The organism is Cellulophaga sp. RHA_52 (assembly GCF_007827205.1).
Taxonomy (GTDB): domain Bacteria; phylum Bacteroidota; class Bacteroidia; order Flavobacteriales; family Flavobacteriaceae; genus Cellulophaga; species Cellulophaga lytica.
Map to the genome: position 1 here is coordinate 3,495,301 of NZ_VIRZ01000001.1, position 24,984 is coordinate 3,520,284.

The 24,984-nt window shown below is 32.4% G+C and carries 24 protein-coding genes and 2 tRNA genes; 14 read left to right on the top strand and 12 right to left on the bottom strand.

What is annotated here, in order from left to right; translation table 11 throughout:
• Nucleotide 1: 1 nt before the first annotated feature.
• From JM80_RS15210 to JM80_RS15220, 3 genes are all read right to left on the bottom strand, one after another.
• Nucleotides 2-433: a PH domain-containing protein gene (locus JM80_RS15210; protein WP_144710905.1), complete on the bottom strand. Its 432-nt coding sequence runs from the start codon at nt 431-433 to the stop codon at nt 2-4.
• Between the two features lies 1 nt (nt 434).
• Nucleotides 435-1,529 carry a BT_3928 family protein gene (locus JM80_RS15215; protein ID WP_144710907.1) on the bottom strand — a complete coding sequence of 365 codons (1,095 nt, stop codon included), beginning with the start codon at nt 1,527-1,529 and terminating at the stop codon, nt 435-437.
• 71 nt (nt 1,530-1,600) lie between these two features.
• Entirely contained in the window at nt 1,601-2,137 is a 537-nt protein-coding gene (locus JM80_RS15220; protein WP_013621884.1) for a DUF1599 domain-containing protein, read from the bottom strand.
• A gap of 116 nt (nt 2,138-2,253) precedes the next feature.
• Here JM80_RS15220 and folP point away from each other — a divergent pair, with 116 nt between their 5' ends.
• Genes folP through JM80_RS15235 form a run of 3 tightly spaced genes read left to right on the top strand, consistent with a single transcriptional unit; the run spans nt 2,254 to nt 4,704 of the window.
• Nucleotides 2,254-3,090 carry a dihydropteroate synthase gene (gene folP / locus JM80_RS15225; protein WP_144710909.1) on the top strand — a complete coding sequence of 279 codons (837 nt, stop codon included), beginning with the start codon at nt 2,254-2,256 and terminating at the stop codon, nt 3,088-3,090.
• Nucleotides 3,091-3,134: 44 nt separating this feature from the next.
• A complete protein-coding gene (gene cdaA, locus JM80_RS15230; RefSeq protein WP_013621882.1) occupies nt 3,135-3,923 on the top strand; it encodes a diadenylate cyclase CdaA in 789 nt (262 codons plus the stop codon).
• Between the two features lies 1 nt (nt 3,924).
• On the top strand, nt 3,925-4,704 hold the full coding sequence (locus tag JM80_RS15235) for a DUF3667 domain-containing protein (protein WP_144710911.1): 780 nt from the start codon (nt 3,925-3,927) through the stop codon (nt 4,702-4,704).
• Between the two features lies 1 nt (nt 4,705).
• Here JM80_RS15235 and JM80_RS15240 read toward each other — a convergent pair whose 3' ends face one another.
• Nucleotides 4,706-6,481 carry an ABC transporter ATP-binding protein gene (locus JM80_RS15240; RefSeq protein ID WP_013621880.1) on the bottom strand — a complete coding sequence of 592 codons (1,776 nt, stop codon included), beginning with the start codon at nt 6,479-6,481 and terminating at the stop codon, nt 4,706-4,708.
• Entirely contained in the window at nt 6,474-7,229 is a 756-nt protein-coding gene (gene truA / locus JM80_RS15245; protein ID WP_144710913.1) for a tRNA pseudouridine(38-40) synthase TruA, read from the bottom strand. Before truA ends, JM80_RS15240 begins: the two co-directional genes overlap by 8 nt.
• 138 nt (nt 7,230-7,367) lie before the next feature.
• Between truA and JM80_RS15250 the strand changes: the two genes are divergently transcribed.
• The 3 genes from JM80_RS15250 (at nt 7,368) to JM80_RS15260 (ending at nt 9,122) form a co-directional block, all read left to right on the top strand.
• Nucleotides 7,368-7,862 (top strand): metallophosphoesterase, encoded by a 495-nt coding sequence (locus tag JM80_RS15250; protein ID WP_013621878.1) that lies wholly within the window; start codon nt 7,368-7,370, stop codon nt 7,860-7,862.
• 145 nt (nt 7,863-8,007) lie between these two features.
• Nucleotides 8,008-8,841: an AraC family transcriptional regulator gene (locus tag JM80_RS15255; protein WP_013621877.1), complete on the top strand. Its 834-nt coding sequence runs from the start codon at nt 8,008-8,010 to the stop codon at nt 8,839-8,841.
• Nucleotides 8,842-8,927: 86 nt separating this feature from the next.
• Nucleotides 8,928-9,122, top strand: a complete 195-nt coding sequence (locus JM80_RS15260) for a hypothetical protein (protein WP_034644943.1) — start codon at nt 8,928-8,930, stop codon at nt 9,120-9,122.
• A gap of 76 nt (nt 9,123-9,198) precedes the next feature.
• On the opposite strand, the gene JM80_RS15265 is transcribed toward JM80_RS15260, so the two are convergent.
• Nucleotides 9,199-9,609 carry a DUF4293 domain-containing protein gene (locus JM80_RS15265; RefSeq protein WP_013621875.1) on the bottom strand — a complete coding sequence of 137 codons (411 nt, stop codon included), beginning with the start codon at nt 9,607-9,609 and terminating at the stop codon, nt 9,199-9,201.
• A gap of 195 nt (nt 9,610-9,804) precedes the next feature.
• Between JM80_RS15265 and rho the strand changes: the two genes are divergently transcribed.
• Complete coding sequence (gene rho, locus JM80_RS15270; RefSeq protein WP_038506252.1) at nt 9,805-11,463, top strand: transcription termination factor Rho; 1,659 nt, start codon at nt 9,805-9,807, stop codon at nt 11,461-11,463.
• Nucleotides 11,464-11,587: 124 nt separating this feature from the next.
• Nucleotides 11,588-12,229, top strand: coding sequence for a hypothetical protein (locus JM80_RS15275; protein ID WP_013621873.1), 642 nt, complete (start codon nt 11,588-11,590; stop codon nt 12,227-12,229).
• Nucleotides 12,230-13,071: 842 nt separating this feature from the next.
• Here JM80_RS15275 and rpsT read toward each other — a convergent pair.
• From rpsT to proS, 4 genes are all read right to left on the bottom strand, one after another.
• A complete protein-coding gene (gene rpsT, locus JM80_RS15280; RefSeq protein WP_013621871.1) occupies nt 13,072-13,323 on the bottom strand; it encodes a 30S ribosomal protein S20 in 252 nt (83 codons plus the stop codon).
• 46 nt (nt 13,324-13,369) lie between these two features.
• A tRNA-Glu gene (locus tag JM80_RS15285) sits at nt 13,370-13,441 on the bottom strand.
• Nucleotides 13,442-13,521: 80 nt separating this feature from the next.
• A tRNA-Glu gene (locus JM80_RS15290) sits at nt 13,522-13,593 on the bottom strand.
• 81 nt (nt 13,594-13,674) lie between these two features.
• Nucleotides 13,675-15,153 (bottom strand): proline--tRNA ligase, encoded by a 1,479-nt coding sequence (proS, locus tag JM80_RS15295; protein ID WP_013621870.1) that lies wholly within the window; start codon nt 15,151-15,153, stop codon nt 13,675-13,677.
• A 98-nt stretch (nt 15,154-15,251) separates the two neighbouring features.
• Between proS and JM80_RS15300 the strand changes: the two genes are divergently transcribed.
• Entirely contained in the window at nt 15,252-16,439 is a 1,188-nt protein-coding gene (locus JM80_RS15300; protein ID WP_255436831.1) for a hypothetical protein, read from the top strand.
• Nucleotides 16,440-16,482: 43 nt separating this feature from the next.
• Nucleotides 16,483-17,985 carry an OmpP1/FadL family transporter gene (locus JM80_RS15305; protein ID WP_144710915.1) on the top strand — a complete coding sequence of 501 codons (1,503 nt, stop codon included), beginning with the start codon at nt 16,483-16,485 and terminating at the stop codon, nt 17,983-17,985.
• A 76-nt stretch (nt 17,986-18,061) separates the two neighbouring features.
• Here the strand turns inward: JM80_RS15305 and JM80_RS15310 are convergent, their stop codons facing one another.
• Both JM80_RS15310 and JM80_RS15315 read right to left on the bottom strand, forming a co-directional pair.
• Nucleotides 18,062-19,444, bottom strand: coding sequence for a T9SS type B sorting domain-containing protein (locus tag JM80_RS15310; protein WP_144710917.1), 1,383 nt, complete (start codon nt 19,442-19,444; stop codon nt 18,062-18,064).
• 128 nt (nt 19,445-19,572) lie between these two features.
• On the bottom strand, nt 19,573-21,372 hold the full coding sequence (locus JM80_RS15315) for a T9SS type B sorting domain-containing protein (RefSeq protein ID WP_144710919.1): 1,800 nt from the start codon (nt 21,370-21,372) through the stop codon (nt 19,573-19,575).
• Nucleotides 21,373-21,509: 137 nt separating this feature from the next.
• Between JM80_RS15315 and folE the strand changes: the two genes are divergently transcribed.
• The 4 genes from folE (at nt 21,510) to lgt (ending at nt 24,984) form a co-directional block, all read left to right on the top strand.
• Nucleotides 21,510-22,190 carry a GTP cyclohydrolase I FolE gene (gene folE / locus JM80_RS15320; RefSeq protein WP_013621865.1) on the top strand — a complete coding sequence of 227 codons (681 nt, stop codon included), beginning with the start codon at nt 21,510-21,512 and terminating at the stop codon, nt 22,188-22,190.
• A 15-nt stretch (nt 22,191-22,205) separates the two neighbouring features.
• Entirely contained in the window at nt 22,206-23,690 is a 1,485-nt protein-coding gene (gene cysS / locus JM80_RS15325; RefSeq protein WP_144710921.1) for a cysteine--tRNA ligase, read from the top strand.
• Between the two features lie 11 nt (nt 23,691-23,701).
• Nucleotides 23,702-23,926, top strand: a complete 225-nt coding sequence (gene yidD, locus JM80_RS15330; protein WP_013621863.1) for a membrane protein insertion efficiency factor YidD — start codon at nt 23,702-23,704, stop codon at nt 23,924-23,926.
• A 101-nt stretch (nt 23,927-24,027) separates the two neighbouring features.
• Entirely contained in the window at nt 24,028-24,984 is a 957-nt protein-coding gene (gene lgt / locus JM80_RS15335) for a prolipoprotein diacylglyceryl transferase (protein ID WP_013621862.1), read from the top strand.

Below are 24,984 nucleotides of genomic sequence, written 5' to 3' on the forward strand. Positions count from 1 at the left end.
GCTATGCTTCAATAATTTTTATAGTACTGTTATGCTTTAATATTTCTGTAATAAAGCTATCGTTTGTCTTTGGGCTTATGTAAACCTCATCAAACTTATTGTATTTTATAATTAGTCCTTTGCTTGCTGTTGCTGGTTTTAAACCAACCCAAAGTGTTTTTCCCTTTACGATTTGGTGTATATCTGTAATAGCAATATCGCCTTTAAATGGTCCACTTTTATAACTTAAAGTAGTAGAAGTAAGCTTGTAACTTGTACCATAAAAAACCCATAACAACAAGCACATTACCAAAGCGTTAACTACTATACTAACAATATGGTTTGTAGTTTTAACTTCATCAAAAATACTAAAGAAAAGAATTAAGCATAATAATAGTATTACAACTATTATCACACCTTTAAACAAGTTATCTTTTCTACTTTTAAAAATCATTTTAAAACTTTAAATCGTCTACATCATTGTAATGCACTTTTTGTTTGATTGTACCTTTTTCTAAAACCAAAACAGCCGGATTAGAACGAACTACAGTTTTCAACGCAGTTTCATCAGTAAAATAAAAACTAAAATCTAGATTGTATTTTTTTATAATTTGACTAGTAAAGTCGCCATTAGAAGCTGACATTCCTATAACCTTGTATCCCTTTGCAATTGCTTTGTCTGTAACTGTTTTTATTGCTGTAAAAGCATCATAATTACTTTTAGCCAAATCATATGCAATTACCATTACTAATTTATCTTCTTGTAATAGTGATGATGCAAAATCTTCACCATCTTTTTCAATTGTAAAATTATGTATAGGTGGCTCATACCCTTTTTGTACTTCTGTAGTTTCTACACTTACATACTCGCCATCTACACTTGGGTAATCTCCTTGGGTAACGTATATTTTTTCTTCGCCATTTACATTAAACTTCCACTCATAATCAAAAATTGGCTCTGGCGCACCTTCTGGTACAGACATACCTTCTGTTATATTAGCTCCAATTTTATAAGGTCTAAAATCTTTAACTGGTAAATGGTTTAGCACATAATTTGCAAATAACACACAAGCCAGTAAGCCTAGTAAAACTAGACCTCTTGTAACATTAAAATTAAAAAGAGGTTTTATATGCTTAAGCCCAAAAAATAGAAGTAGAATATAAAATAGAAGTATTACATCTTTAATAAAAGACTGAAAGGGAGTTAGTTTTATAGCGTCTCCAAAGCAACCACAATCTGTTACTTTATTAAAATAGAAAGAATAGAACGTTAAAAAGGTAAAAAAGATAATCATTCCTAGTAAGCTGTAAACAGTTAGCTTTGGTCTGTACCCAACTAAGAGCATAATACCAAGTAATATTTCTACAATTACTACTACTATAGAGATTGATAATGCGTGTGGCTCAAAAAAAGGCATATTTAAAACACCTACGCTAAAATATTCTTCTAGTTTAAATGAAAAACCAACCGGATCATTAAGTTTTATTAATCCGCTTATAATAAATAATATACCTACAAAAACCCTACTAACACCTACTAAAAACTTCATACAATAATTAAATTTGAAAAAATACAACTTAAAAGTACGCCAACGCAACTTTTAACTTTTGCTTATAATTTTTACTCGCTTAAATGAATTAATGCAAAAACAGAGTAATTAATAATATCTTGATAGTTAGCATCTATACCTTCACTAACCAATGTTTTTCCTTTGTTATCTTCTATCTGCTTAACACGTAACAACTTTTGTAAAATAAGATCTGTTAAAGAGCTAACACGCATTTCTCTCCACGCTTCACCATAATCATGGTTCTTATTTTCCATTAATGTTTTAGTAATGGTAATATGCTTATTGTATAATTCTACAGCCTCAGCAACATCTAAATCTGGTTGCTCTACAATGCCTTTTTCTATTTGCACCAATGCCATAATAGCATAATTAATAATGCCAATAAATTCAGATTTTTCACCTTCATCTACCTTTCTAACATCGTTTTCTTGTAAACCACGTATACGTTGTGCCTTAATATAAATCTGATCTGTTAAAGACGGCAAACGTAAAATACGCCAAGCACTACCGTAATCTTTCATTTTTTTTTGAAAAAGCTCACGGCATTCTTTTATAACCGCATCATATTGTTCTGATGTATTCTGCATTTATCTTGTGTAATTTGTGTAAATTTCGCTTAAAATTTTGAACTAATCAAAAGTAAGGGTTTTATCTTAAATCATTTATTTTTTAAAAGTCGATAAAAATCATTTTAACACACAGTATGACAATTAATTGCAACGGAAATTTAATAAACCTATCTACACCTAAAGTAATGGGTATATTAAACCTTACACCAGACTCTTTTTATGACGGAGGAAGCTATAAAAATGAAACCGACATTGTTACCAAAGTTGAAAAAATGCTTGTAGATGGTGCTACTTTTATAGATGTTGGCGCATATAGCTCTAGGCCAAATGCTATTAATATCTCTGTTAATGAAGAAATTAATCGTATTGTACCAGTTGTACAACTACTCGTAAAAAAGTTTCCTGGCATTTTACTTTCTATTGATACCTTTAGGAGTGCAGTAGCAAAAGTTTGTTTAGAGAATGGTGCTGCCTTAATTAACGATATTTCTGCTGGTAGTTTAGACGATAAAATGATAAACGTAATTGCAGAATACAAAGTACCTTATATTATGATGCATATGCGTGGTACTCCGGAAACAATGCAACAACTAACAGAATATACAAATGTGACTTTAGACGTAAAACAGTATTTTGCTAAAAAACTTGCCCAAGCAAGAGCCTTAGGCATTGTAGATTTAGTAATTGATCCTGGTTTTGGATTTGCAAAAACTACAGAACAAAACTTTAACGTATTACAAAACTTAGACCTTTTTAAAACAATGAATGTGCCAATACTTGCGGGCATTAGTAGAAAATCTATGATTTACAAAACCTTAGACACAACTGCTAATAATGCACTAAATGGTACAACGGCATTAAATACCATTGCGTTAACAAAAGGAGCCAATATTTTACGAGTTCATGATGTTAAAGAAGCCGTAGAATGTATTACGCTATTTACTGCTTTAAAGTTAAATGAGGAGTTGTAATTTAATTCTTCATTTTTTTTATAATTTTACAAAAACCCTTTTACTTGGATTTTCTAAATTTTCTTGATTTTAAAATAACAGATATTATAGACATTATATTGGTGGCTGTACTACTGTACTATATTTATAAATTAGTACGTGGCTCTGTAGCTATTAATATTTTTATTGGTATTGTAATTGTTTGGGCACTTTGGAAACTTACCGAATTGCTAGATATGAAAATGATTAGCAGTATGGTTGGCGGGTTTATGAACATTGGTTTAATTGCCTTAATTATTGTTTTTCAGCAGGAATTGCGTAAGTTTTTACTAATGATAGGTTCTACTAATTTTGCCACAAAACGTAATTTTATAAAGCACTTTAAATTTTTAAAACAAGAAGCAATGACTACAGATACCAATGTAGAAGCTATTGTTAACGCTTGTGATAAAATGGGTAAATCTAAAACAGGAGCATTGCTTGTTTTAGAACGCACCAACTCTTTAGACTTTGTAAAAAGTACTGGAGATAAAATGAATATTGAAATTACCCAACCTATATTAGAAAGTATTTTTTACAAAAATAGTCCGTTGCATGATGGTGCTGCCGTTGTTGAAAACAATACCATTGTTGCTACCAGAGTAATACTACCAGTTTCACAAGAGCGTACCATACCTTTACGCTTTGGATTAAGACATAGAGCTGCAGTTGGTATTACAGAAAAAACAGATAGTTTAGCACTTGTTGTTAGTGAAGAAACTGGCACCATATCTTACATAAAAAACGGAGAGTTTGTACTTTACAAAGATTTAGACGAACTTACGAGTCTTATTAAAGAGGACTTAATATCTTAAAATGAATTGTAAAAATTGTGCAAATAGTCTACAAACAGACTATTCTTTTTGTCCAGATTGTGGTGCAAAGGTGATTAGAAATAGGCTTACTATTAAAAACTTACTTAGTGACATTACAGAGCGCTACTTTAATCTAGATAACACTTTTTTACGTACTTTTTTTCATTTATTTACAAAACCAGATGTTGTCATAAATGGTTACGTAAATGGCACAAGAAGAAAATACGTTAACCCTATTAGTTATTTTGGTATTGCCTTAATGTTAGCAGGGTTTTTAATGTTTTTTATGCGCAAGGTTTTTGATTTTGAAATGGATCTTGACGCTTTTGACCAGGGAATGAACCCTGAGTTTACTAAAAAAATGATAGATGTAATATATGATTACTCCTCCTTATCTTTTATAAGTTACATCCCTGTTTTTTTAATTGTAGGCCTCATTACATTAAACAAAAGAAAACACATACTAGCAGAATATACAATTAGTGTAATTTATAGCTTAGCACAATGGAGTATTTTGTCTTTTTTTACAAGTATGCTTATAATTGCCTACTTTCCGGAATCATTCACAAACTACAGCCTTACTGCATTATTATTTATGATTTTATATTTTCTTTATGTTCAGCAAAAATTAAATAAATATTCTGCTTGGCAAATAATTTACAAATCAGTATTGTTTACAGGTATATTTTTTACAATATTTGTGGGGCTAATATTTTTTATAATGATAGTTGCTATGATTACTGGCCATTTTAATCCTGCAGATTTTGTTCCTGCAAAATAATTTAAGCTACTTCATCTGCTACAAACTGTGCTTGATAAAGGTTGTAATAATAACCTCCTTTTTTAAGTAACTCTTTATGTGAACCGCTTTCTATAATATTACCTGCATCCATAACAATAATTTTGTCTGCTTTTTTAATAGTTGCCAAACGGTGTGCAATAACAATAGACGTTCTGCCTTGCGTAATTTTCTCGGTTGCCTTTTGTATTAATTGCTCTGAGTATGTATCTACAGAAGATGTAGCTTCATCTAAAATTAAAATACTTGGGTTACTTACATAAGCACGCAAAAAGGCTAGCAATTGACGTTGCCCACTAGATAGCATAGAACCACGCTCTTTTACATTATACTGGTAATCATTAGGAAGACTTGTAATAAAATCGTGCACAGATATTTCTTGTGCAGCCTGTGTTATAGTGTCTAACGTTATATCTTCATTTTTTAAAGAAATGTTATTCTCAATAGTATCAGCAAATAAAAATACATCTTGCAAAACAACCGCTATTTTATCTCTTAATGACGTTAATTTATAGTCTTTAATATCTACACCATCAACCAAAATTTCACCAGAATTTATTTCATAAAAACGGTTTAGCAAATTTATAATGGTAGATTTTCCTGCTCCGGTAGCACCAACAATAGCTATTGTTTCACCTGCCTTTACATCAAAAGAAATTCCGTGTAAAACCTCTTCACCTTCTACATAACCAAAGTGTACATTTTTAAAAGAAATGTCACCTTTTATTTCTTCTTTTTCAAAAGCGCCCTCATTGGTTATAGTATCTTTTCTGTCTAAAATTGCAAATACTCTATTGGCTGCTACCATACCCATTTGCAGTACATTAAACTTATCTGCTATTTGCCTTAATGGTCTAAATAACATTTGTGACAGTTGTATAAACATAAATATGGTACCAAGCTCATCTATATTATTGTTTAATACAACACGCAAACCACCATACCAAACAATTAAACCAATAGCTACAGAAGAAACAATTTCTGCTATCGGGAAAAAGATGGAGTTATACCAAACTGTTTTTAACCAAGCATTTCTATGCTTTTCATTTATAACTCTAAACTTTTCTTGTTCTACTTTTTCTCTGTTAAAAAACTGAACAATTTTCATTCCTGTTAAACGCTCTTGTACAAACGTATTTAGGTTAGATACTTGCGCTCTAACATCTATAAAAGCAACTTTCATTGCTTTTTGAAAAACTCTAGTAGCATAAATTATAATTGGCATAATAGCAAAAACAATAAGTGCTAATTTCCAACTATAAAAAACCATTACGCCAGCAACTACAACCATTTTTAATAGGTCTGATACTATCATAAAAAAACCTTGACTAAAAATTTCTCCAATACGCTGTATATCTGTTACTGCACGTGTTACCAATAATCCTACAGATGAATTGTCATAATATTTCATTTTAAAGCTAAGCATGTGTTTAAAAAGCTTTATTCTAATATCCTTTATAACAGATTCTCCTAACCAATTAGCATAGTACACAAAAGATAGCTGACTTACCACCTCTAATACTAAAACTATTAACATTAAAACAATAATGTTTAACAATAGTTCCTGGTCTTTATTTTCTAAAGCTGTGTTAACAATTTCTCTTAACAAAATAGGGCTTAAAACCGCAAATGCTGATAAAGATATTGCAGCTATAACAACACCATAAAAAGTAATTTTATAAGGTTTGGTAAATTGTAACAATCGTTTTAACAATGTATAGTCAAACGCTTTTCCTGTTTCTTTTTGTGTTTTAGACATTTTTTACTTTGATAATATTTTTTGGGTACAAAACCTGTGTTAAATATAATGCTTTTGCTGGCACAGAAGTACCTGCCTCTGCCCTACTTTTACTAGCTATTATGGTGTGTATATGGTCTGTAGTAATTTTACCTGTTCCCACATCTAAAAGTGTACCCACAATGGCTCTAACCATATTGCGCAAAAACCTATCTGCGGTAATTGTAAACACAAATTTATCTTCTTTTTGCTCCCAAATAGCTTTTTTAACAGTGCAATAATAGGTTTTAACATCTGTTTTAGATTTAGAAAAACACTCAAAATCTTGTTTACCTAACAGCAATTGCGCTGCCTTATTCATTTTTTCTATATTTAATTTTTGCTTTATATAATGTGTTGTTGCTATAGAGAAAGGGTCTTTTTGTGTGGTAATTAAATACTCGTATGTACGTTCTGTTGCATTAAACCTAGCGTGGGCATCTTCTGGAACTTCATAAATGTTTTGGATAGCAATATCATCTGGCAAAAAAGAATTTAGCCTACGCATTAAATCTACTGTATTAGATATGGGAGTTGTATTAAAATGGGCATACATTTGCTTAGCGTGTACACCTGCATCTGTTCTGCCAGCGCCCATTAAAGAAATTTTTTCTTTTAAAAGCGTACTAAATGCTTTTTCTAACTCTTCTTGTACAGTTATAGCGTTTGGCTGTATTTGCCACCCGTGATACGCTGCTCCAAAGTATGAAAATGCTACAAAATATCTCAAATTGAATTCCTATTTTTGTAAACCACAAAGATACTTAATATAAGTAAGATTTTAGCAGGCTGTAAACCGTATTACTTTAATTTAAGATTAAATTACACCGCTACTTCTTTTAAATGTTATAAAAACCAATTATTTAAAATGACAAAAATTTTATTACTGTCTGATACACACAGCTACATAGATGATAACATACTAAATTATGTTAAACAGGCAGATGAAGTATGGCACGCTGGTGACATTGGCAATTTAGAGGTTACAGACAAAATAAAAGAGCTAAAACCTTTAAGAGCTGTTTATGGTAATATTGATGATGACAAGGCTAGACTAGAATTTCCGCTAGACAATAAGTTTATGTGTGAAAAAGTTGCTGTTTGGATAACACATATTGGTGGTTACCCAGATAAGTACAATGTGCGTATACGCGAAGAAATAAAAAAAGATTCTCCTAAAATATTTATTAGCGGGCACTCTCATATTTTAAAAGTAATGTTTGATAAAAAGTTAAACCTTCTGCATATGAATCCTGGTGCTTGTGGTAAACACGGTTTTCATCAGGTACGTACAATGCTACGTTTTACTATAAATGGTAGTGATATTAAAGATTTAGAAGTTATAGAACTTGGTAAAAAATAATATGCAACCCTAAAAATTAGTTAGTTATGCTTTACTATTAATTTTTACTAGGTATTTTTTGTATCCATTTTTTTATATTTACAATTACATTATGTTTTGCAAACACAAACCAAATTAAATAACAGCAACATATTTTCGCCAATTTATGAGTAATAGCCCCAAAATTACTGTTGTAGATTTAGAAACGTATAAAACAAACCCTAAACTACATAACAACAAAAAATATTATAAAATATGTCTTATTCATCCAAAAAGTATACTACACTACCCAAGTAAATCTATTACTATAAACAACACAGTATTGGTATTTACAAATCCGCTTTTAGTCTACAACTGGGAACCAATTTCTAGAGAACAAGTAGGCTATTCTTGCTTATTTAATCCATCATTTTTAGCAGAAAATACTAATGAGCTAGAAAAACAATGTCCGTTATTTAAGCTTGGAGCAAATAATATTTTTCATTTAAATAAAGAGCAAGAAACTCATATCACATCATTATATAAAAAAATTAAAGAAGAACTAGACAGTGATTATAAAAATAAAGATGCTGTTGTTAGCAATTACATTAGTTTAATAATACATGAAGCATTAAAAATAGAACCAAATGCAGCTAACAAAACACCAAAATGTGCTGCGTCTAGAATTACTTCTTTGTTTTTTGAGCAATTAAACAGACAATTTCCTATTAAAGACCCTAACAAGAGTATTACCTTAAAAACTCCAAAGGACTATTCTGACTTTTTATCTGTACATATAAATCATTTAAACGACTCTGTTAAAACTATAACAGGTAAATCTACATCTACACATATTAAAGAAAAAATTACTGCAGAGGCAGAAAATATGCTTCATAATACCGATTTAAACATTACAGAAATTGCTTATTGTTTAGGTTTTAAGTATCCAAATAACTTTAGTAAGTTCTTTAAAAGCAATACAGGTAAATCTCCTTTAGAGCACAGGAGTGTTTTTCTTTGATTTAGATATACTATAGTTTGATTTGTATACTTTTCTAAAAGAATCTATAAATATATTTATAATCCCAAACCTAAATATATTTATAGATGATAAATGAAAATGAACTAAAAGGCAAAACCAAAACTGAAGTTTTAAAATTATTAGGAACTCCTTTTAAAGGAGCCATAACTAATGTATGGACGTATAAGAAAGGTTCTAGTAACGAATTAGAAACCGAAATAACCGTTTATTTTGATCCTGAAAATGGCAAAGTACTTTTAACAGATTGCGAAACAGTATAAAAAACTATGTTATAAAAATAAAAAAACCCAGGAACAACCCTGGGTTTTACGCACTAATATAACTAAGATGTTAGGTTTAACGCAAACGATCAACAGATTTTACAAGATCTTCATCCTTTTTAATGAACCTATTGGCTAGCACTAAAAATACGATAGAAAATAGTGGAATCAACATCCCAATACCCTTCTCAGAAACAACAGTTTCTCCGGATAAGTTTAGTGATCGGGAAACGAAAAATCCTAGTATAAAAAGATTACATATCATATTCAACCTGTTTACAACAAATTGATTTTTTCTATTTTTAAATAACAAAATGGCAATAAAAGCCAAAATAGCAGACACATAAAAGGCTATAGAAATATACATTTCATCTTTAGCAAAAATAACAGTACCGTTATCTAATGTCCATAAACTAGCAAAAAAAGGAAGCACAGCTGCCAAAACAACTACTATTAATAAAAAAACAGTTTGTACTCTTTGTATCATTTATCTTTCTTTGAAAAAACAAAAATAGCGTCTTTTTAAGATTTATCAATGAAATATTAAAAATAATTTGTAATATTGCTACAGAATATTAGTAATATCGCTTACCGACAGGGACTTTCAAGTCCAAATAAGTACCCAAATTACACACTTCAAGATTTCATATTTTTCAACAAAGTATAACTTATTCAACATTACATGTTTGAGATTTCCGATTTAAAAGCAAAAAAGCTTCCTGAATTACAGGATATTGCAAAAGGTTTAAATGTTCCTAAGTTTAAAACATTAAAAAAACTAGATTTGGTATACCAAATACTAGATGTACAAGCAGCAAACCCTAAAGCGGTAGAAGAAGTTGTTGTTAAAGAACCTAAACCAACCAAAGCGCCAGCTTCTGCAAAAGCAAAACCTGCAGAAAAGCCTAAACCACGACCGGTAAAAAGAGAGCGTGTTTTAAGAGAAAAGCCAAAACCTAAGGCAAAAGAAGAAACAACTACAGAAGAAACAAAAGAGCCTGTTGCAAAAAAAGCGCCAGCTCCTAAAAAAGCTCCTGTAGCTAAAAACACAAAACCTTCTGCTGCTACTGAAAAAAAACCAGTACACAGAAACAACCAAGGCCAGCAAAAAAATAATGGTCAGCATAAAAATCAAAACAAAAAACCACAGCACCAAAAAAATTCTAGAGACAAAAGTAATTTTGACAAGGATTTAAAAAATAGATACAGAGAGCCAGAGTTTGAGTTTGATAGTATTATTGCTAGTGAAGGTGTTTTAGATATTATGCAAGACGGTTATGGTTTTTTAAGATCGTCTGATTACAACTACCTTTCTTCTCCTGATGATATTTATGTTTCACAATCTCAAATTAGATTATTTGGATTAAAAACAGGAGATACAGTTTTAGGAAATGTGCGCCCACCAAAGGAAGGCGAAAAGTACTTTCCGCTAATTAAAGTAAATAAAATTAATGGTATAGATCCACAGGTTGTACGTGACCGTGTTTCTTTTGAACACTTAACACCATTATTTCCTCAAGAAAAATTTAACCTTGCTGAAAAGCAGAGTAATATTTCCAACAGAATTATAGATTTGTTTTCACCAATTGGTAAAGGACAACGTGGTATGATCGTTGCCCAGCCAAAAACTGGTAAAACAATGCTTTTAAAAGACATTGCTAACGGTATTGCGGCAAACCATCCAGAGGTTTATCAAATTGTATTACTAATAGATGAACGTCCGGAAGAAGTTACAGATATGCAACGTAATGTTCAAGGAGAAGTAATTGCCTCTACTTTTGACAAGGAACCATCTGAACACGTACGTGTGGCTAATATTGTACTAGAAAAAGCCAAGAGATTGGTAGAATGTGGCCACGATGTGGTTATTTTATTAGATTCTATTACACGTTTAGCAAGAGCATACAACACGGTACAACCAGCGTCTGGTAAAGTATTAAGTGGTGGTGTAGATGCAAACGCATTAAACAAACCAAAACGTTTCTTTGGAGCTGCTCGTAATATAGAAAACGGAGGTTCTTTATCTATTATAGCTACTGCACTTACAGAAACTGGCTCTAAAATGGACGAAGTTATCTTTGAAGAATTTAAAGGAACTGGTAATATGGAGCTTCAGTTAGACCGTAAAATATCTAACAGAAGAATATTCCCTGCAATTGACCTTACTTCTTCAAGCACACGTAGAGATGATCTTTTACTAGATGAAAACACAATTCAACGTATGTGGATTTTACGTAAATACCTTGCAGATATGAACCCTGTAGAAGCTATGGAGTTTATAGAACAACGCATTAAACAAACTAAAAACAATGAAGAGTTTTTATTGACAATGAATCAATAACAAAAACCTTTATTCTATAATAAAAAAATCCTACTAATTAATTTTAGTAGGATTTTTTATTAGTTGATTTTCAGAATACTATAAAAAAGTGACTATATTTATGCGACCGTAAAATCCAATAGTTATGATGACCAACAAAAAAAAAGCATTTTATTTTATTTTACCCTTAGCATTATTTATTGTTAGCAGCTGCAATAATCCTAAAGAGCAAAAGAAAGAACATCCAGAGCCTGTTAAAGAAGTAAAACCACCTACACAAATAATTACCACCAAAAAGGCTCAAACTCTTTTTGATGACTACTCTAAAAGAAGAGCTACTCTCATTAAAGATTTTGAAGACAATGAAGTAGACCCTAACTCCTCTTTTGATGTTGCCAGATATGGCTATTACGATCTTAAAACCTTAAAAAACTACATTGCTTTTATAGAACAAGAAGCCAAAAAAGCAAATGTAGAAATTACCAACGTACGTTTTTATTTTGGAAATTACCCTAAGGATAGCAAATATAAACACCCAAGGCAAAACACATTTTTTATAACACCTACTACTACCGTAGATGGTAAAGATTATCCATTTTCTGTAATTACAGATGGTAAAACATACAAGCCTAAAATTTTAAAAGATAATTTTTTATTACAGCCATCTAAACAATCAACAACTGAAGAAGCATCTATTTTTCCAAAGATTTCATTTTTTAATGACGATGAAGAACAAAGTTTAATTCTTAATCATTCTAATATGGTTCCTCCTCCGTACGAGGATTAGCAAGCATACTTTAGCTTCCAACAAAAAAATGACATTAATAGATAGTTTACTAGAAAATATAGCAGAGCCATTTTATGCAATAACACTAGTTATTGCATTGTGGCGCTATCCAAATTACTATAATACATATTTAAAATATTTTCCAATACTAATTGCCTACACTCTTTTAAACGAGGTTTTAGGATTTTTAATTAGCTCCTATCCAGATTTATTTAATATATCAATCAATAAATTCTATACTAAAAACAATATTTTACTTTACAATATTTACGACATAATTTATTTTCTTTATTTTCTATACATCTACAAACTATACTTAAAAAAAAAGATTTTAAAAATAGTAACCACAACAGTTATTATTCTCTTCTGCTGTATTAGTCTTTTAAATATTTTTTATCAAGATATACAACTAGAAAGCCATGTACTCACCCATTCATTTGGATGTTTTTTTCTAATATTAATTACCTTAGTCTACCTAAATCAAATAGATTGGCATCAAAATAAAAAAGACCCAACAAAAAATTTCTTATTTTGGTTAAGCTGGGGGTTACTTTTGTTCCACGCAGGGTTTCTTCCTATAAGACTATCTTATTATTTTAGAATAATACAAAACCAAGAAAGCTATATTTGGATTAGAAGATTGCATTTATTTTTAATACCATTAATGTATTGTTGCTTTATTATTGGCTTTATTAAAATGAGGCGTAAATTAATAAAAGAATAAAGTATAACAACAAATACTATATGTTATTTTACTCAACATACTTTTAAATCTTTAGATAAACTAAAAAAGCGCTCTTTAAAAAAGAGCGCTTTTAATATTATTACTAATAAGGTATAACTTATAAAGCTGCTACCTGCTTAGTTAATTTGCTTTTAAGGTTAGATGCCTTGTTAGCGTGTATAATGTTACGCTTAGCTAACTTATCTAACATACTAATGACTGTAGGCAACATAGTTTCGGCAGATTTCTTATCCTCCTCAGCACGTAACTTTCTCAATGCATTACGCATTGTTTTATGTTGGTACTTGTTACGTACACGCGCTGCTTCGTTTCTTCTTATTCTTTTTAATGCTGACTTGTGATTTGCCATTTTATTTTTGTTATTATGTTTTTAACGGGCTTCCACCCAAAAATTGTAGTCCGTAGGGGAATCGAACCCCTGTTACCAGGATGAAAACCTGGCGTCCTAACCCCTAGACGAACGGACCATTATTACTATTTGTATAGTGGTGTGCAAAATAAAGAAAACTTTATTTAATTTCAAAACTATACTTCATTAAAGAACTTGTAGTCCGTAGGGGAATCGAACCCCTGTTACCAGGATGAAAACCTGGCGTCCTAACCCCTAGACGAACGGACCATTAACTTTTTGCGTATTGCGGATGCAAAAATACAACTATTTTTAATTATTGCAACACCTAAGTCAATTTTTTTTTAAAAATTAATATGCTTTTGCAAATAACACCCTGTTTTTAGAGGGTTTACCTGTTATAATACAACTACCATTTTCTTCTTTAGCATCCATAGGAATACATCTAATAGTTGCTTTTGTTTCATTCTTAATCTTTTCTTCGGTTTCTTCAGTACCGTCCCAATGTGCAGATATAAATCCGCCTTTATTTTCTAAAACATCTTTAAACTCATCATAAGAGTTTACTTCTGTAATATGATTGGCTCTGTAGTCTGCAGCTTTTTTGTAAATGTTTTTCTGAATATCATCCAATAAAAACTCAATTTTACCAATAACATCATCTGCATTTACAATTTCTTTTTCTAAAGTATCTCTACGTGCTACCTCATAGGTGCCATTTTCCAAATCTCTTTTACCTATTGCAATACGTACAGGAACCCCTTTAAGCTCGTACTCGTTAAATTTAAATCCTGGCTTATGTGTATCTCTATTATCAAATTTAACAGAAATACCTTTAGCTCTTAGCTCTTTAACTAACGGGTTTACTTTTTCAGAAATAGCATCTAATTGCTCATCTCCTTTATATATAGGAACAATTACAACCTGTATTGGCGCTAATTTAGGAGGCAAAACCAATCCGTTATCATCACTATGAGTCATAATTAATGCTCCCATTAAGCGTGTAGACACTCCCCAAGAAGTTGCCCAAACGTGTTCTTGCTTTCCTTCTTTAGAAGCAAATTTAACATCAAAAGCTTTAGCAAAGTTCTGACCTAAAAAGTGAGATGTACCTGCTTGTAATGCTTTACCATCTTGCATTAAAGCCTCTATACAATAAGTTTCTACTGCTCCTGCAAAACGCTCACTTGGTGTTTTTAATCCTTTTACAACAGGTACTGCCATAAAGTCTTCTGCAAAATCTGCATACACATCCATCATTTGTTCTGCTTCTGCTATAGCTTCATTTTCTGTAGCGTGTGCCGTATGGCCCTCTTGCCATAAAAATTCTGCAGTACGTAAAAATAATCTTGTTCTCATTTCCCAACGTACAACATTGGCCCATTGGTTTATTAATAATGGTAAATCTCTGTAAGACTGTATCCAACCTTTATAAGTATTCCAAATAATAGCTTCACTAGTTGGGCGCACTACTAACTCCTCCTCTAACTTAGCATTAGGGTCTACTCTTAATTTACCTGGTTTATCAGGATCATTTTGCAATCTGTAGTGTGTAACAACAGCGCATTCTTTAGCAAAACCTTCTGCATTTTTTTCTTCGGCTTCAAACAAACTCTTAGGAACAAATAAAGGAAAGTATGCATTTTCATGACCTGTTTCTTTAAACATTCTATCTAGCTCTGCTTGCATTTTTTCCCATATAGCATATCCGTATGGTTTAATAACCATACATCCACGAACTGCAGAGTTTTCAGCAAGATCTGCTTTTACAACTAGTTCATTATACCATTTGGAATAATCTTCGGCTCTTTTAGTTAACTTCTTGCTCATTATTAGTAGTTTGGCACAAATATTGTGTTTTTATCAATAAATAAATTATAGTTCGACAAAACTAACTATTTTTACATTGTACAACAATTAAATTTAATATGATGATACATTCCCAATCCATCCAGAAAATAAAAAAAGTTGCTTTTGGCATCGTAGTTGGCTCATTAATTGTTTCTTGTGGTTCTTACCAAGAAGCTTCTTATTATGACAATGACGGCATATACTCCTCTAACACAACACAAACGGTAGAGCAAGCTCCTGACAATAACAATAGTGAATACCAAGACTTTTTTGGACAACAAGCCAATGAGTATAGCGCTATTTTAGACGGAGAGGTTTTTACTGATGTTGATGAGTATTACAGTGATGTGCAAGATGATGAAATAGCAAATAACTACAACGGAAACCCAGGTTGGGGAGACAATGCAACACAGGTTAGCATTAATATTCATGACAACGGATGGGCAAACTACGGAGGTTTTTATGATCCTTGGGGATACGGATATGGCGGATTTGGCTTTTATAACAGCTGGGGAAGTCCATATTGGGGATGGAACAATTGGAGATATAGAGGTTACAACAGCTTTGGATGGGGCTGGGGTGGATTTGGTTATGGCTACGGATGGGGAAATCCTTACTATAACAGAAGATTTAACAATCCTTACTACAACAGATACTATAATAATTACGGAAGAAACTCTTATGCTTACAATAACAGCAGAAGAGGACGTTATGACAATGTTATATATGCCAACAATAGAAATGCATATTCACGTTCTAGCAGGTCTAATCTAAACACAGGTGTATCTAGATCTAATTTAAATTACAGATCTGGGAAATCTGCAACATCATACAGAAGCAACAACAGCTACAGGTCTAATAGTGTTAATGTAGATGGAGTAAACCGCAATAGAACATACAGAACAAGTCGTACCACAAGAACACAACCTAGGTACAGTACATCTAGAAGCAATACATACAATAGAGGTAATACATACAGTAGAAGCAGCAATAGTAGTTCTAGCAGACCTACAACTACTAGAACCACAAGGTCTTCTAAATCTAGCTCTACATACACAAGACCATCTTCTTCATCAAGAAGTTCTGGAACATACAGAAGTTCTGGAAGCAGCTCTAGAAGCTCCGGAACAACCACAAGAAGTAGTAGTTCTTCTAGATCATCTTCTGCAAGAAGCTCTTCTAGCAGTAGGTCTTCATCTAGCGGAAGGTCCTCTTCAGGTGGCGGTAGATCATCTAGCAGTAGATCTTCAGGCAGAGGTAGATAATCACATACATTTTTAAACAAAAACTAATTATAAAACTCAAAGGATGAAAAATTATATCGCCTTAGCGTTTGGCTTGGTATGTACTATTGCTAGTGCACAAAATATAAACGATGTACTACAATACAACCAACAAAACCTTATTGGTACAGCACGCTACCAAGGTATGAGTGGTGCTTTTGGAGCTTTAGGTGGAGATTTATCTGCTCTAAACACAAATCCTGCTGGTGCCGCAGTTTTTAACAATCATTTATTTTCTGCAACGCTATCTAATTACAATAAAAGTAATGATGCAAATTATTTTAGAACCAACAGAGAGGCTACAAGAAACGACCTAGAAATTAATCAAATTGGTGGTGTATTAGTTTTTAAGTCTAACAACTCTGATTGGAAAAAAATTGCCATTGCTGCAAATTATGATTTGGTTCAGAATTTTGATAATAATTTTTCTATATCTGGTGTTAGCAACCAAGGTATAGATCAGTATTTTTTAAGCTACGCTAATGGTGTGCCCTTTGGACCTTTACTTAAAAGAGACGGAGAATACCTAGAAGAAGCTTATTTAGATATTGGAAGAAACTTAGGTTTTGTAGATCAGCAAGCATTTTTAGGTTACTACGGAGGTATTATAGACCCTGTAGATGAGGCTAACGACAATAACATAGACTATGTAAGCAATGCAACTTACAATACTGTTAATCAAGACTATTTTGAAAATACTACAGGATATAACAGTAAATTTATTTTAGATTTTGCCACCCAATACCAAGACAATTTATATTTAGGTGCATCTTTAAATTTTCATAGCATAAACTATGACAAGTACACAGAGTTTACAGAAACTGGTTACACTGTAGGTACAGACATAACCAGAGCTACTTTTGACAATTATTTACATACAGAAGGTAATGGATTTTCATTTGCATTGGGCGCTATTGCTAAGTTAAACGATATGGTAAGAGTTGGTGCCAGTTATGAGTCTCCTACTTGGTACAGATTAACAGATGATACATCACAAAGAATTTCTTCTGATTTGGCTGATGATGACATAAACTATATAAATTTTGACATTATAAATGTATATGAAAGATACACTATAAAAACACCTAGTAAAGTTACTGGTAGTTTAGCTGTGGTATTTGGAAAAGATGGTTTATTGAGTTTAGACTACGGCTTTCAAGATATGAGTCAGGCTGAAATTAAACCTACTAACGATCCTGGTTTTGCCGCTGCTAATGATGAGATATCTAATGAGTTAGGAACTGTTTCTACAGTTAGACTTGGTGGTGAGTACAGAATTAAAGATATTAGTTTAAGAGCTGGTTACAGGTATGAACAAAGTCCGTATGAAGATGAATATACTATTGGTGATTTAAACGGATTTTCTTTAGGTTTTGGCTACTCTTTTGGCCCTAACAGGCTAGATATTGCTTATAATAGAACAGAGCAAGATGTAAACAAACAACTATTTAATGCAGGCTTAACAACACCAGCCTTAGTAAATGTAGCAAACACAAATGTAACTATAGGTTACACTGTAAACTTTTAAAGTTTACCACAATTATATAACTAAAAAAGCAGCCTATTTGGCTGCTTTTTTAGTTATATAATTTATTTATTTTTTATCACCTTTTTAAAGTAAAATGGTTTTGCAGAGTTTTAGCTACAATTACACCTTCCTCTGGCTCTGCATATTCCATACGAAACCAATAATCAGATTCTGGCATTTTTTTACCATTAAACATACCATTCCAAGTTACTCCAGGCCCTAGTTGTTTTAAAAGTTTACCATACCTATCGTAAATATAAACTTTGGCGTCTACTAACTCTTCAATACCTAAAACATTCCAGCCATCATGTACTCCATCTCCATTTGGAGTAAAAAACTTTGGATAGCCAATTACTAAAAACGGAATTTCTTCAGATTGACCACATCCATATTTATCATTTACAATTAAAGTATTTTGTCCGGGTGGCACATCATGAAAAAGTGTTTCATCTTGAAACTCTCCACCATTAATAGCATATTCATACTCACTAGTACCATTAACAAGAACTTCTATTTTATTTCTATCTACCAAATAATCTAGAACTGTAATTTCTATATCAGCAGGATTTGGAGGTGCGTGAAAATTTATTAAAATATCATCTGTAACTGTAGGCGGAGCTCCAGAAGCTGTAGTAATCTCTACAAAATACCTACCTGTATTTGGGCTAGTAACCGTATATTCTGTTCCTGTTGCTAAATTTGGATTATCAATAGTACCATCATCATCATAATCTACAGACCACCTAACACTTGCAACATCTGGCCCTACCGGAGACCTAAAAGCATTTAAAACCACATCTGGATCTCCCTCACAAGCATTTACATCTAACCCTAAAAACTCATCTCTAAACGTACAATCTAACGCATCTACATCTTCTGTAAAAGTTAAGGTAAAAGGTTCTGGATCTCCATCAAAATTAGTATTGTAGTTATTTATTAAAATATAATAAATTTCACCTTCTGCTATATCTAACAATTCATCGTATGTGTTTTTACTTCCTTTAACAAAAGAAAAACCTTCTTGACCAGATTCTGGGTTGGTACCTAAACCTGTAAAAGCTGTATTGTTAGCTTCATAATTGCAACGTACTGGCTGCGCAGTACCGTTACTTATGCTAGCACAATCTGTATCTGGGCCATATACGGCAAAATCCCATTCTGCTGTATCTGTATCCGCAGAAATATCAAACCCAATAGTGCCATCTTTTAAAGCTCTAAAAACATACCAAGATGTGTTGTTTTCTATATTTGCAGAACTATTACTACCCTTTTCTAAACAACCTGTTTGGCGTATAACATCTGGATCAAAATCATCTATATCTCCACGGCCATCTGCTATACCGCTAATTGGTGCATCACCGCACACTGGTATAGACGACCTACAATCTGGGGTAAATTGCGCATTGCTAATTAGTGTAAAAAAAAGAAATCCTACTACTAGTTTGTATTGTGCTCGCATAAAAAATATTGCATTGGTTGGGATGTTACATAACCATATTATAAGCGGCAAATAATAAAATTTATTGCATTACGTCGAATATTTTTTTGCATAATCGACGAAATACCATTTTTACTTCAAGTTAAAATTTAACGTTTTAAAGTAAAATGACTACTAATATGTTTTGCAGTAACCCTATCCCCTACTGTGTTTATGTAGTTAAGTTTAAACCAATAGTCAGACTCTGGTAGTAATCTTCCTCCGTAAGTACCATTCCAAGTATCACTACCTTTTAATTCTTTTAATAACTTCCCATATCTATCAAAAATATGTACAACTGGCTGCTGTAAAGATTCCATTCCGGTTATTTTCCAAGTATCGTTTATACCATCTCCGTTAGGCGTAAAATAATTATCAAAACCAACAACTACAATATCTTCTGTAGCGTAGCCGCAACCATTTTTATCTATAATGGTAACCGTATGAGCACCAGCAGAAACATTTGTAAAAACATTACTATCCTGCACTGGTAAAGTATCAATTTGATATTCAAAATTTCCATCAATATCAGTTTCTACAGTTACGGTATTATTAGCATTAAAATCTTCAATTAGCACATTAGATATAGATGGTGTTTGCCCAACAACAACTTCAACAACTATTGTATTTACACAAGTTACACCAAAAGCTACACTACTAATATCTAAAACATAAGTTCCTGCAGAAAACACTTGTATCGTAGGTGTTGTTTCTCCGCTTTGCCAATTGTAACTGTAATTTACATTTGGATTTGTTTCTCCTATAGTTTCTGAAGTTGCACCTTCACACAAAAAAACTTCTGTATTTATTGTACTAATAGGTGTTTCTACCACTGTAAACTCAAATTCCTCTGAAACATCAAAACATTTAGGATTTTTTACAGATGTAGTTCTAACATAAACAGTAATTGCACCAACAGCAGGACTGTATTGCATTGGTAAACTCAAAGAATTATTAATAGCATCTGCAGGGGTTGCGTGGTAGCTAATAATAAAATCTGATGCCGACTGACCACCCAATGCTTCACTACTTTTAGTAGTTAAATTAAAGGGTAAATCCTCTTGGCACAAAGTAACATCCGTAATTGGGTTTGTAGTTGGCGCTGTAGAAAAAGCCACTTGTACATCACTAATAATAACATCTGCAGTATTTAAAACTACTTCTACTCTATACAATGCATCTGTGGTTACATCTAAAAACGCATTTGTTTCTCCTAAAATTTCTGTAAACCCTAAACCAATATCTCTATACCAAGTGTATGATGCTGTATTTGGTGTTGTAGCATCTAACCTAACAATATCCCCATCACAAGCAGCAATTGGCGAGCCCAATAAGTTGTTAATAATAGAACAATCTAATGCGGTATTTGGGTAATCTATAAATATTTGCCCAGAAAACTGAATTGAAAAACCTGAATTTACATTGCTAAAATTATTAATTAATAAGTAGTATTCTTCACCAGCTTCAACTGTTAACCAATCTTCATACTGTACATTTGTTGCTCCTGTTGGGTCTTCTCCCACTCCGGTAAATGAATTTCCATCTCCATTATCAAAAAAATTACATCTTACAGGGTCTTCCAAATTAGCACAATCACTTGCTTTGTACAATGCATAATCCCAATCTTCTGCACTATCAAAACTAATATTAAAACCCAACTGCCCAGCTTCACCAGTTTTAAATCTATACCAAGCAGAGTTAGACTCTATAGCGCCAGACAAAGTACGCTCTAAACAACCAGTTTCTGCAGCACCACCAAAATCATCTACGCCATAACCGTCTGTACCTCCATTGGTTGGCGTATTATTACAAATAGGTATAGCATTGCTACAATCTGCAGACACTTGCGCACCAGCAGAAAGCAACCCTAACGTAAAGAAAAAAAACGCTATTGCATAAAACCTTTTCATAAATTGATAAAAGTTTGAGATATGTAAAACTAAACCTTAACAAACTTTAGCACTAATTAATGTTGTCAAACACCTTAAACTATAACATTAAATGCCATAATATGTATATCTTTGCATTTCTAAAAAATTTTAGGCTGATGAAAATAGAAAGCACCATAGAAGGGTTTGATGAAGAAATGGATAACGACCATTTATCTGCAGCTGAAGACACCCCTTTAAGAGAAGACGCTTTTGATCTTAATGACGACCAAAAGATAGAAAAAATACAAGCCAGCGTTAGAGATATATTAACGACTTTAGGAATGGACTTAACAGACGACAGTTTAAATGACACTCCTAAACGTGTTGCTAAAATGTTTGTTAAAGATATTTTTGGTGGATTAAACCCTGAAAGAAAACCAAAATCTTCTTCGTTTGATAATAAATACAAGTACGGAGAAATGCTGGTAGAAAAAAACATAACTCTTTACTCTACTTGTGAACATCACCTGTTACCAATAGTAGGTATTGCACACGTTGCCTACATCTCTAATGGTACTGTTGTTGGTTTATCTAAAATGAACCGTATTGTAGATTATTATGCAAAAAGGCCACAAGTACAAGAAAGACTAAACATACAAATTGTTAGAGAATTACAAGAGGTTTTAGGAACTGAAGATGTAGCTTGCGTTATAGATGCAAAACACCTTTGCGTAAACTCTAGAGGTATTAGAGATATACAAAGTAGCACTGTTACTGCAGAGTATGGCGGTAAATTTAAAGAACAAGCTACCCGTAAAGAATTTTTAGATTATATAAAGCTAGACACCAACTTTTAATTCCTTTTAGCCATAATGCAACTATATAAAAATCAGACAATAAAAGTTTACAATTCCCTTTCTGGAAAAAAAGAAGAGTTTAAACCTATAAACGATGGGCACATTGGTATGTACGTGTGTGGGCCAACAGTTTACAGCAATGTACACTTAGGTAATTGCCGTACATTTATGTCTTTTGATATGATTTTTAGATACTTTAAGCATTTAGGGTATAAAGTACGCTATGTACGTAATATAACAGATGCTGGGCATTTAGTTGATGATGCAGACGAAGGAGAAGATAAAATTGCAAAAAAAGCACGCTTAGAGCAAATAGAGCCTATGGAGGTAGTACAACGCTACACCGTAGATTTTCACAATACATTACAAAAATTTAATTTTTTACCTCCTAGTATAGAACCTACTGCAACCGGACACATTATAGAGCAAATAGAAATTATTAAAGAAATTATTGAAAAAGGATTTGCTTATGAGGTTAATGGCTCTGTATATTTTGATGTTGTTGAATTTAATAAAACAAACGACTACGGAATTTTAAGCGGTAGAAAACTAGAAGATATGATTGCCAATACAAGAGAATTGGCAGCGCAAAGTGATAAGAAAAATCCACAAGATTTTGCCCTTTGGAAAAAAGCAGAACCAGAACATATTATGCGCTGGCCTTCTCCATGGGGAGATGGTTTTCCTGGTTGGCACTTAGAGTGTACAGCAATGAGCACAAAATATTTAGGTGAAACTTTTGATATTCACGGTGGTGGTATGGATTTAAAATTTCCGCATCATGAGTGCGAAATTGCACAAGCACAAGCTAGTAACGGATCTGCTCCAGTAAACTATTGGTTACACGCAAATATGCTTACGCTTAACGGTAAAAAAATGTCTAAGTCTACAGACAATAACATTTATCCGAACGAGATATTTAGTGGAGACAATAATATTTTAAGCAAAGCTTTTTCTCCATCTGCGGTTCGCTTTTTTATGATGCAAGCACATTACACTAGCATTTTAGACCTTAGCAATGATGCCTTGTTGGCTTCTGAAAAAGGATACCTAAAACTAATGGAGGCTATTACATCTTTAAAAGCAGTAGAGACTGGTAGTAAAACTGAATTTGATGTAGCTGCTTGGCAACAGAAATGTTATGATGCAATGAATGACGATTTTAACTCGCCAATTTTAATTGCACATTTATTTGAAGCAGTAAAACACATTAACCTTATAAAAGACGGTAAAGAAACTATCACCAAAGAAGACAAAGAGTTATTAGAAAATACACTAAACACTTTTGCTTTTGATATTTTAGGACTTACTGGCGTTAATGAAGACGCTAATGGCAACTCAGAAAAACTAGAAGAAGTAGTAAACTTGCTAATACAATTACGTAATGATGCACGTAGCAATAAAGATTTTGCTTTATCAGACCAAATACGTGACCAATTATTAGCTATAGGTATACAATTAAAAGATGGTAAAGACGGTACTACGTTTAGTGCATCATAAAACAAACTAAAATGATAAAAAAAATACTGATAGCACCTTTTCTTCTATTAGTAAAAATATATCAAACTGTTATATCACCTTTAACTCCTGCTAGTTGCAGGTATTCACCAACGTGCTCACAATACACTGTAGAAGCCTTAAAAAAGCACGGATTATTTAAAGGAGGTTGGCTAGCAACTAAACGTATTTTTAGCTGTCATCCTTGGGGCGGTAGCGGATATGACCCCGTTCCTTAGTTCGTAAAAAAGAATAAGACAAAATTAACTTATAATCACATTTTCTTTTTTAACCCCTTATTCAAAATACGTATCTTAGCCATTCACAAAAAGAAAAATAGATGCATTTTTTAAGTATATTATGGAACCCTAACGAAACTTTATTCAACATTGGGGAAATACAAATAAAATACTATAACCTATTATGGATTACCTCTTTTGCCTTAGGATGGGTAATTATAAAAAAGATTTTTACTAACGAGAAAAAACCAATAGAGCAATTAGACTCTCTATTTTTATACACAGTTATTGCTACTATGCTGGGGGCTCGTTTAGGTCACGTATTCTTTTATGACTGGGCATACTACCAAAATCACCTAATAGAGATTTTACTTCCAATTAGAGAAAACCCTAGCGGAAGACTATTTGGAATAATAACTGGCTATGAGTTTACAGGCTTTGCTGGTCTTGCTAGTCACGGTGCTGCGTTAGGTGTTATTATTGGTATGTATTTATACAGCAGAAAGTACCCAGACTATAAAATTTTATGGCTTTTAGATAGGTTAGTTGTACCTGTTTCAATTGGCGCATTTTTTGTAAGACTAGGAAACTTTTTTAATTCTGAGATTAATGGTAAAATCACAGAAAAAACATTTGTTTTTGCTACAAAATTTATACGAGATTCTGATGATATGCCTGCCTCAAGAGCATTAGCACTAACTAAAGAAAGAACAGTTAATGCTGCATACAACGCCATTGAAAACAACCCAAAATTTGCTTCAATTTTAGAAAGTATACCATTTAGACACCCTGCACAATTGTATGAAGGTGTTTGCTATATTTTTGTATTTATTATTTTATCATACTTTTACTGGAAAACAGATAAAAAAGACAAATCAGGCTTTTTATTTGGTTTATTTTTAATGCTATTGTGGACTATACGTTTCTTTGTAGAGTTTGTAAAGAAAAGTCAAGGTGGTTTTGAAGAGTCTTTAGGCACATTATCTACAGGGCAATGGCTAAGTATTCCTTTTATACTAATAGGCGCTTATTTTGTATTTAGACCTAAAAAAGCTTAA

Excerpts from the sequence above, each read along its gene's own strand:
- JM80_RS15260 (WP_034644943.1), top strand. The coding sequence starts at position 8,928 with ATGATAAATGAAAATGAACTAAAAGGCAAAACCAAAACTGAAGTTTTA.
- yidD (WP_013621863.1), top strand. The coding sequence starts at position 23,702 with ATGATAAAAAAAATACTGATAGCACCTTTTCTTCTATTAGTAAAAATA.
- rpsT (WP_013621871.1), bottom strand. The coding sequence starts at position 13,323 with ATGGCAAATCACAAGTCAGCATTAAAAAGAATAAGAAGAAACGAAGCA.
- proS (WP_013621870.1), bottom strand. The coding sequence starts at position 15,153 with ATGAGCAAGAAGTTAACTAAAAGAGCCGAAGATTATTCCAAATGGTAT.
- JM80_RS15220 (WP_013621884.1), bottom strand. The coding sequence starts at position 2,137 with ATGCAGAATACATCAGAACAATATGATGCGGTTATAAAAGAATGCCGT.
- JM80_RS15300 (WP_255436831.1), top strand. The coding sequence starts at position 15,252 with ATGATGATACATTCCCAATCCATCCAGAAAATAAAAAAAGTTGCTTTT.
- folP (WP_144710909.1), top strand. The coding sequence starts at position 2,254 with ATGACAATTAATTGCAACGGAAATTTAATAAACCTATCTACACCTAAA.
- JM80_RS15265 (WP_013621875.1), bottom strand. The coding sequence starts at position 9,609 with ATGATACAAAGAGTACAAACTGTTTTTTTATTAATAGTAGTTGTTTTG.
- cysS (WP_144710921.1), top strand. The coding sequence starts at position 22,206 with ATGCAACTATATAAAAATCAGACAATAAAAGTTTACAATTCCCTTTCT.
- JM80_RS15315 (WP_144710919.1), bottom strand. The coding sequence starts at position 21,372 with ATGAAAAGGTTTTATGCAATAGCGTTTTTTTTCTTTACGTTAGGGTTG.
- folE (WP_013621865.1), top strand. The coding sequence starts at position 21,510 with ATGAAAATAGAAAGCACCATAGAAGGGTTTGATGAAGAAATGGATAAC.
- JM80_RS15275 (WP_013621873.1), top strand. The coding sequence starts at position 11,588 with ATGATGACCAACAAAAAAAAAGCATTTTATTTTATTTTACCCTTAGCA.
- JM80_RS15250 (WP_013621878.1), top strand. The coding sequence starts at position 7,368 with ATGACAAAAATTTTATTACTGTCTGATACACACAGCTACATAGATGAT.
- JM80_RS15210 (WP_144710905.1), bottom strand. The coding sequence starts at position 433 with ATGATTTTTAAAAGTAGAAAAGATAACTTGTTTAAAGGTGTGATAATA.
- JM80_RS15235 (WP_144710911.1), top strand. The coding sequence starts at position 3,925 with ATGAATTGTAAAAATTGTGCAAATAGTCTACAAACAGACTATTCTTTT.
- JM80_RS15310 (WP_144710917.1), bottom strand. The coding sequence starts at position 19,444 with ATGCGAGCACAATACAAACTAGTAGTAGGATTTCTTTTTTTTACACTA.
- JM80_RS15255 (WP_013621877.1), top strand. The coding sequence starts at position 8,008 with ATGAGTAATAGCCCCAAAATTACTGTTGTAGATTTAGAAACGTATAAA.
- JM80_RS15305 (WP_144710915.1), top strand. The coding sequence starts at position 16,483 with ATGAAAAATTATATCGCCTTAGCGTTTGGCTTGGTATGTACTATTGCT.
- JM80_RS15240 (WP_013621880.1), bottom strand. The coding sequence starts at position 6,481 with ATGTCTAAAACACAAAAAGAAACAGGAAAAGCGTTTGACTATACATTG.
- rho (WP_038506252.1), top strand. The coding sequence starts at position 9,805 with ATGTTTGAGATTTCCGATTTAAAAGCAAAAAAGCTTCCTGAATTACAG.
- lgt (WP_013621862.1), top strand. The coding sequence starts at position 24,028 with ATGCATTTTTTAAGTATATTATGGAACCCTAACGAAACTTTATTCAAC.
- JM80_RS15215 (WP_144710907.1), bottom strand. The coding sequence starts at position 1,529 with ATGAAGTTTTTAGTAGGTGTTAGTAGGGTTTTTGTAGGTATATTATTT.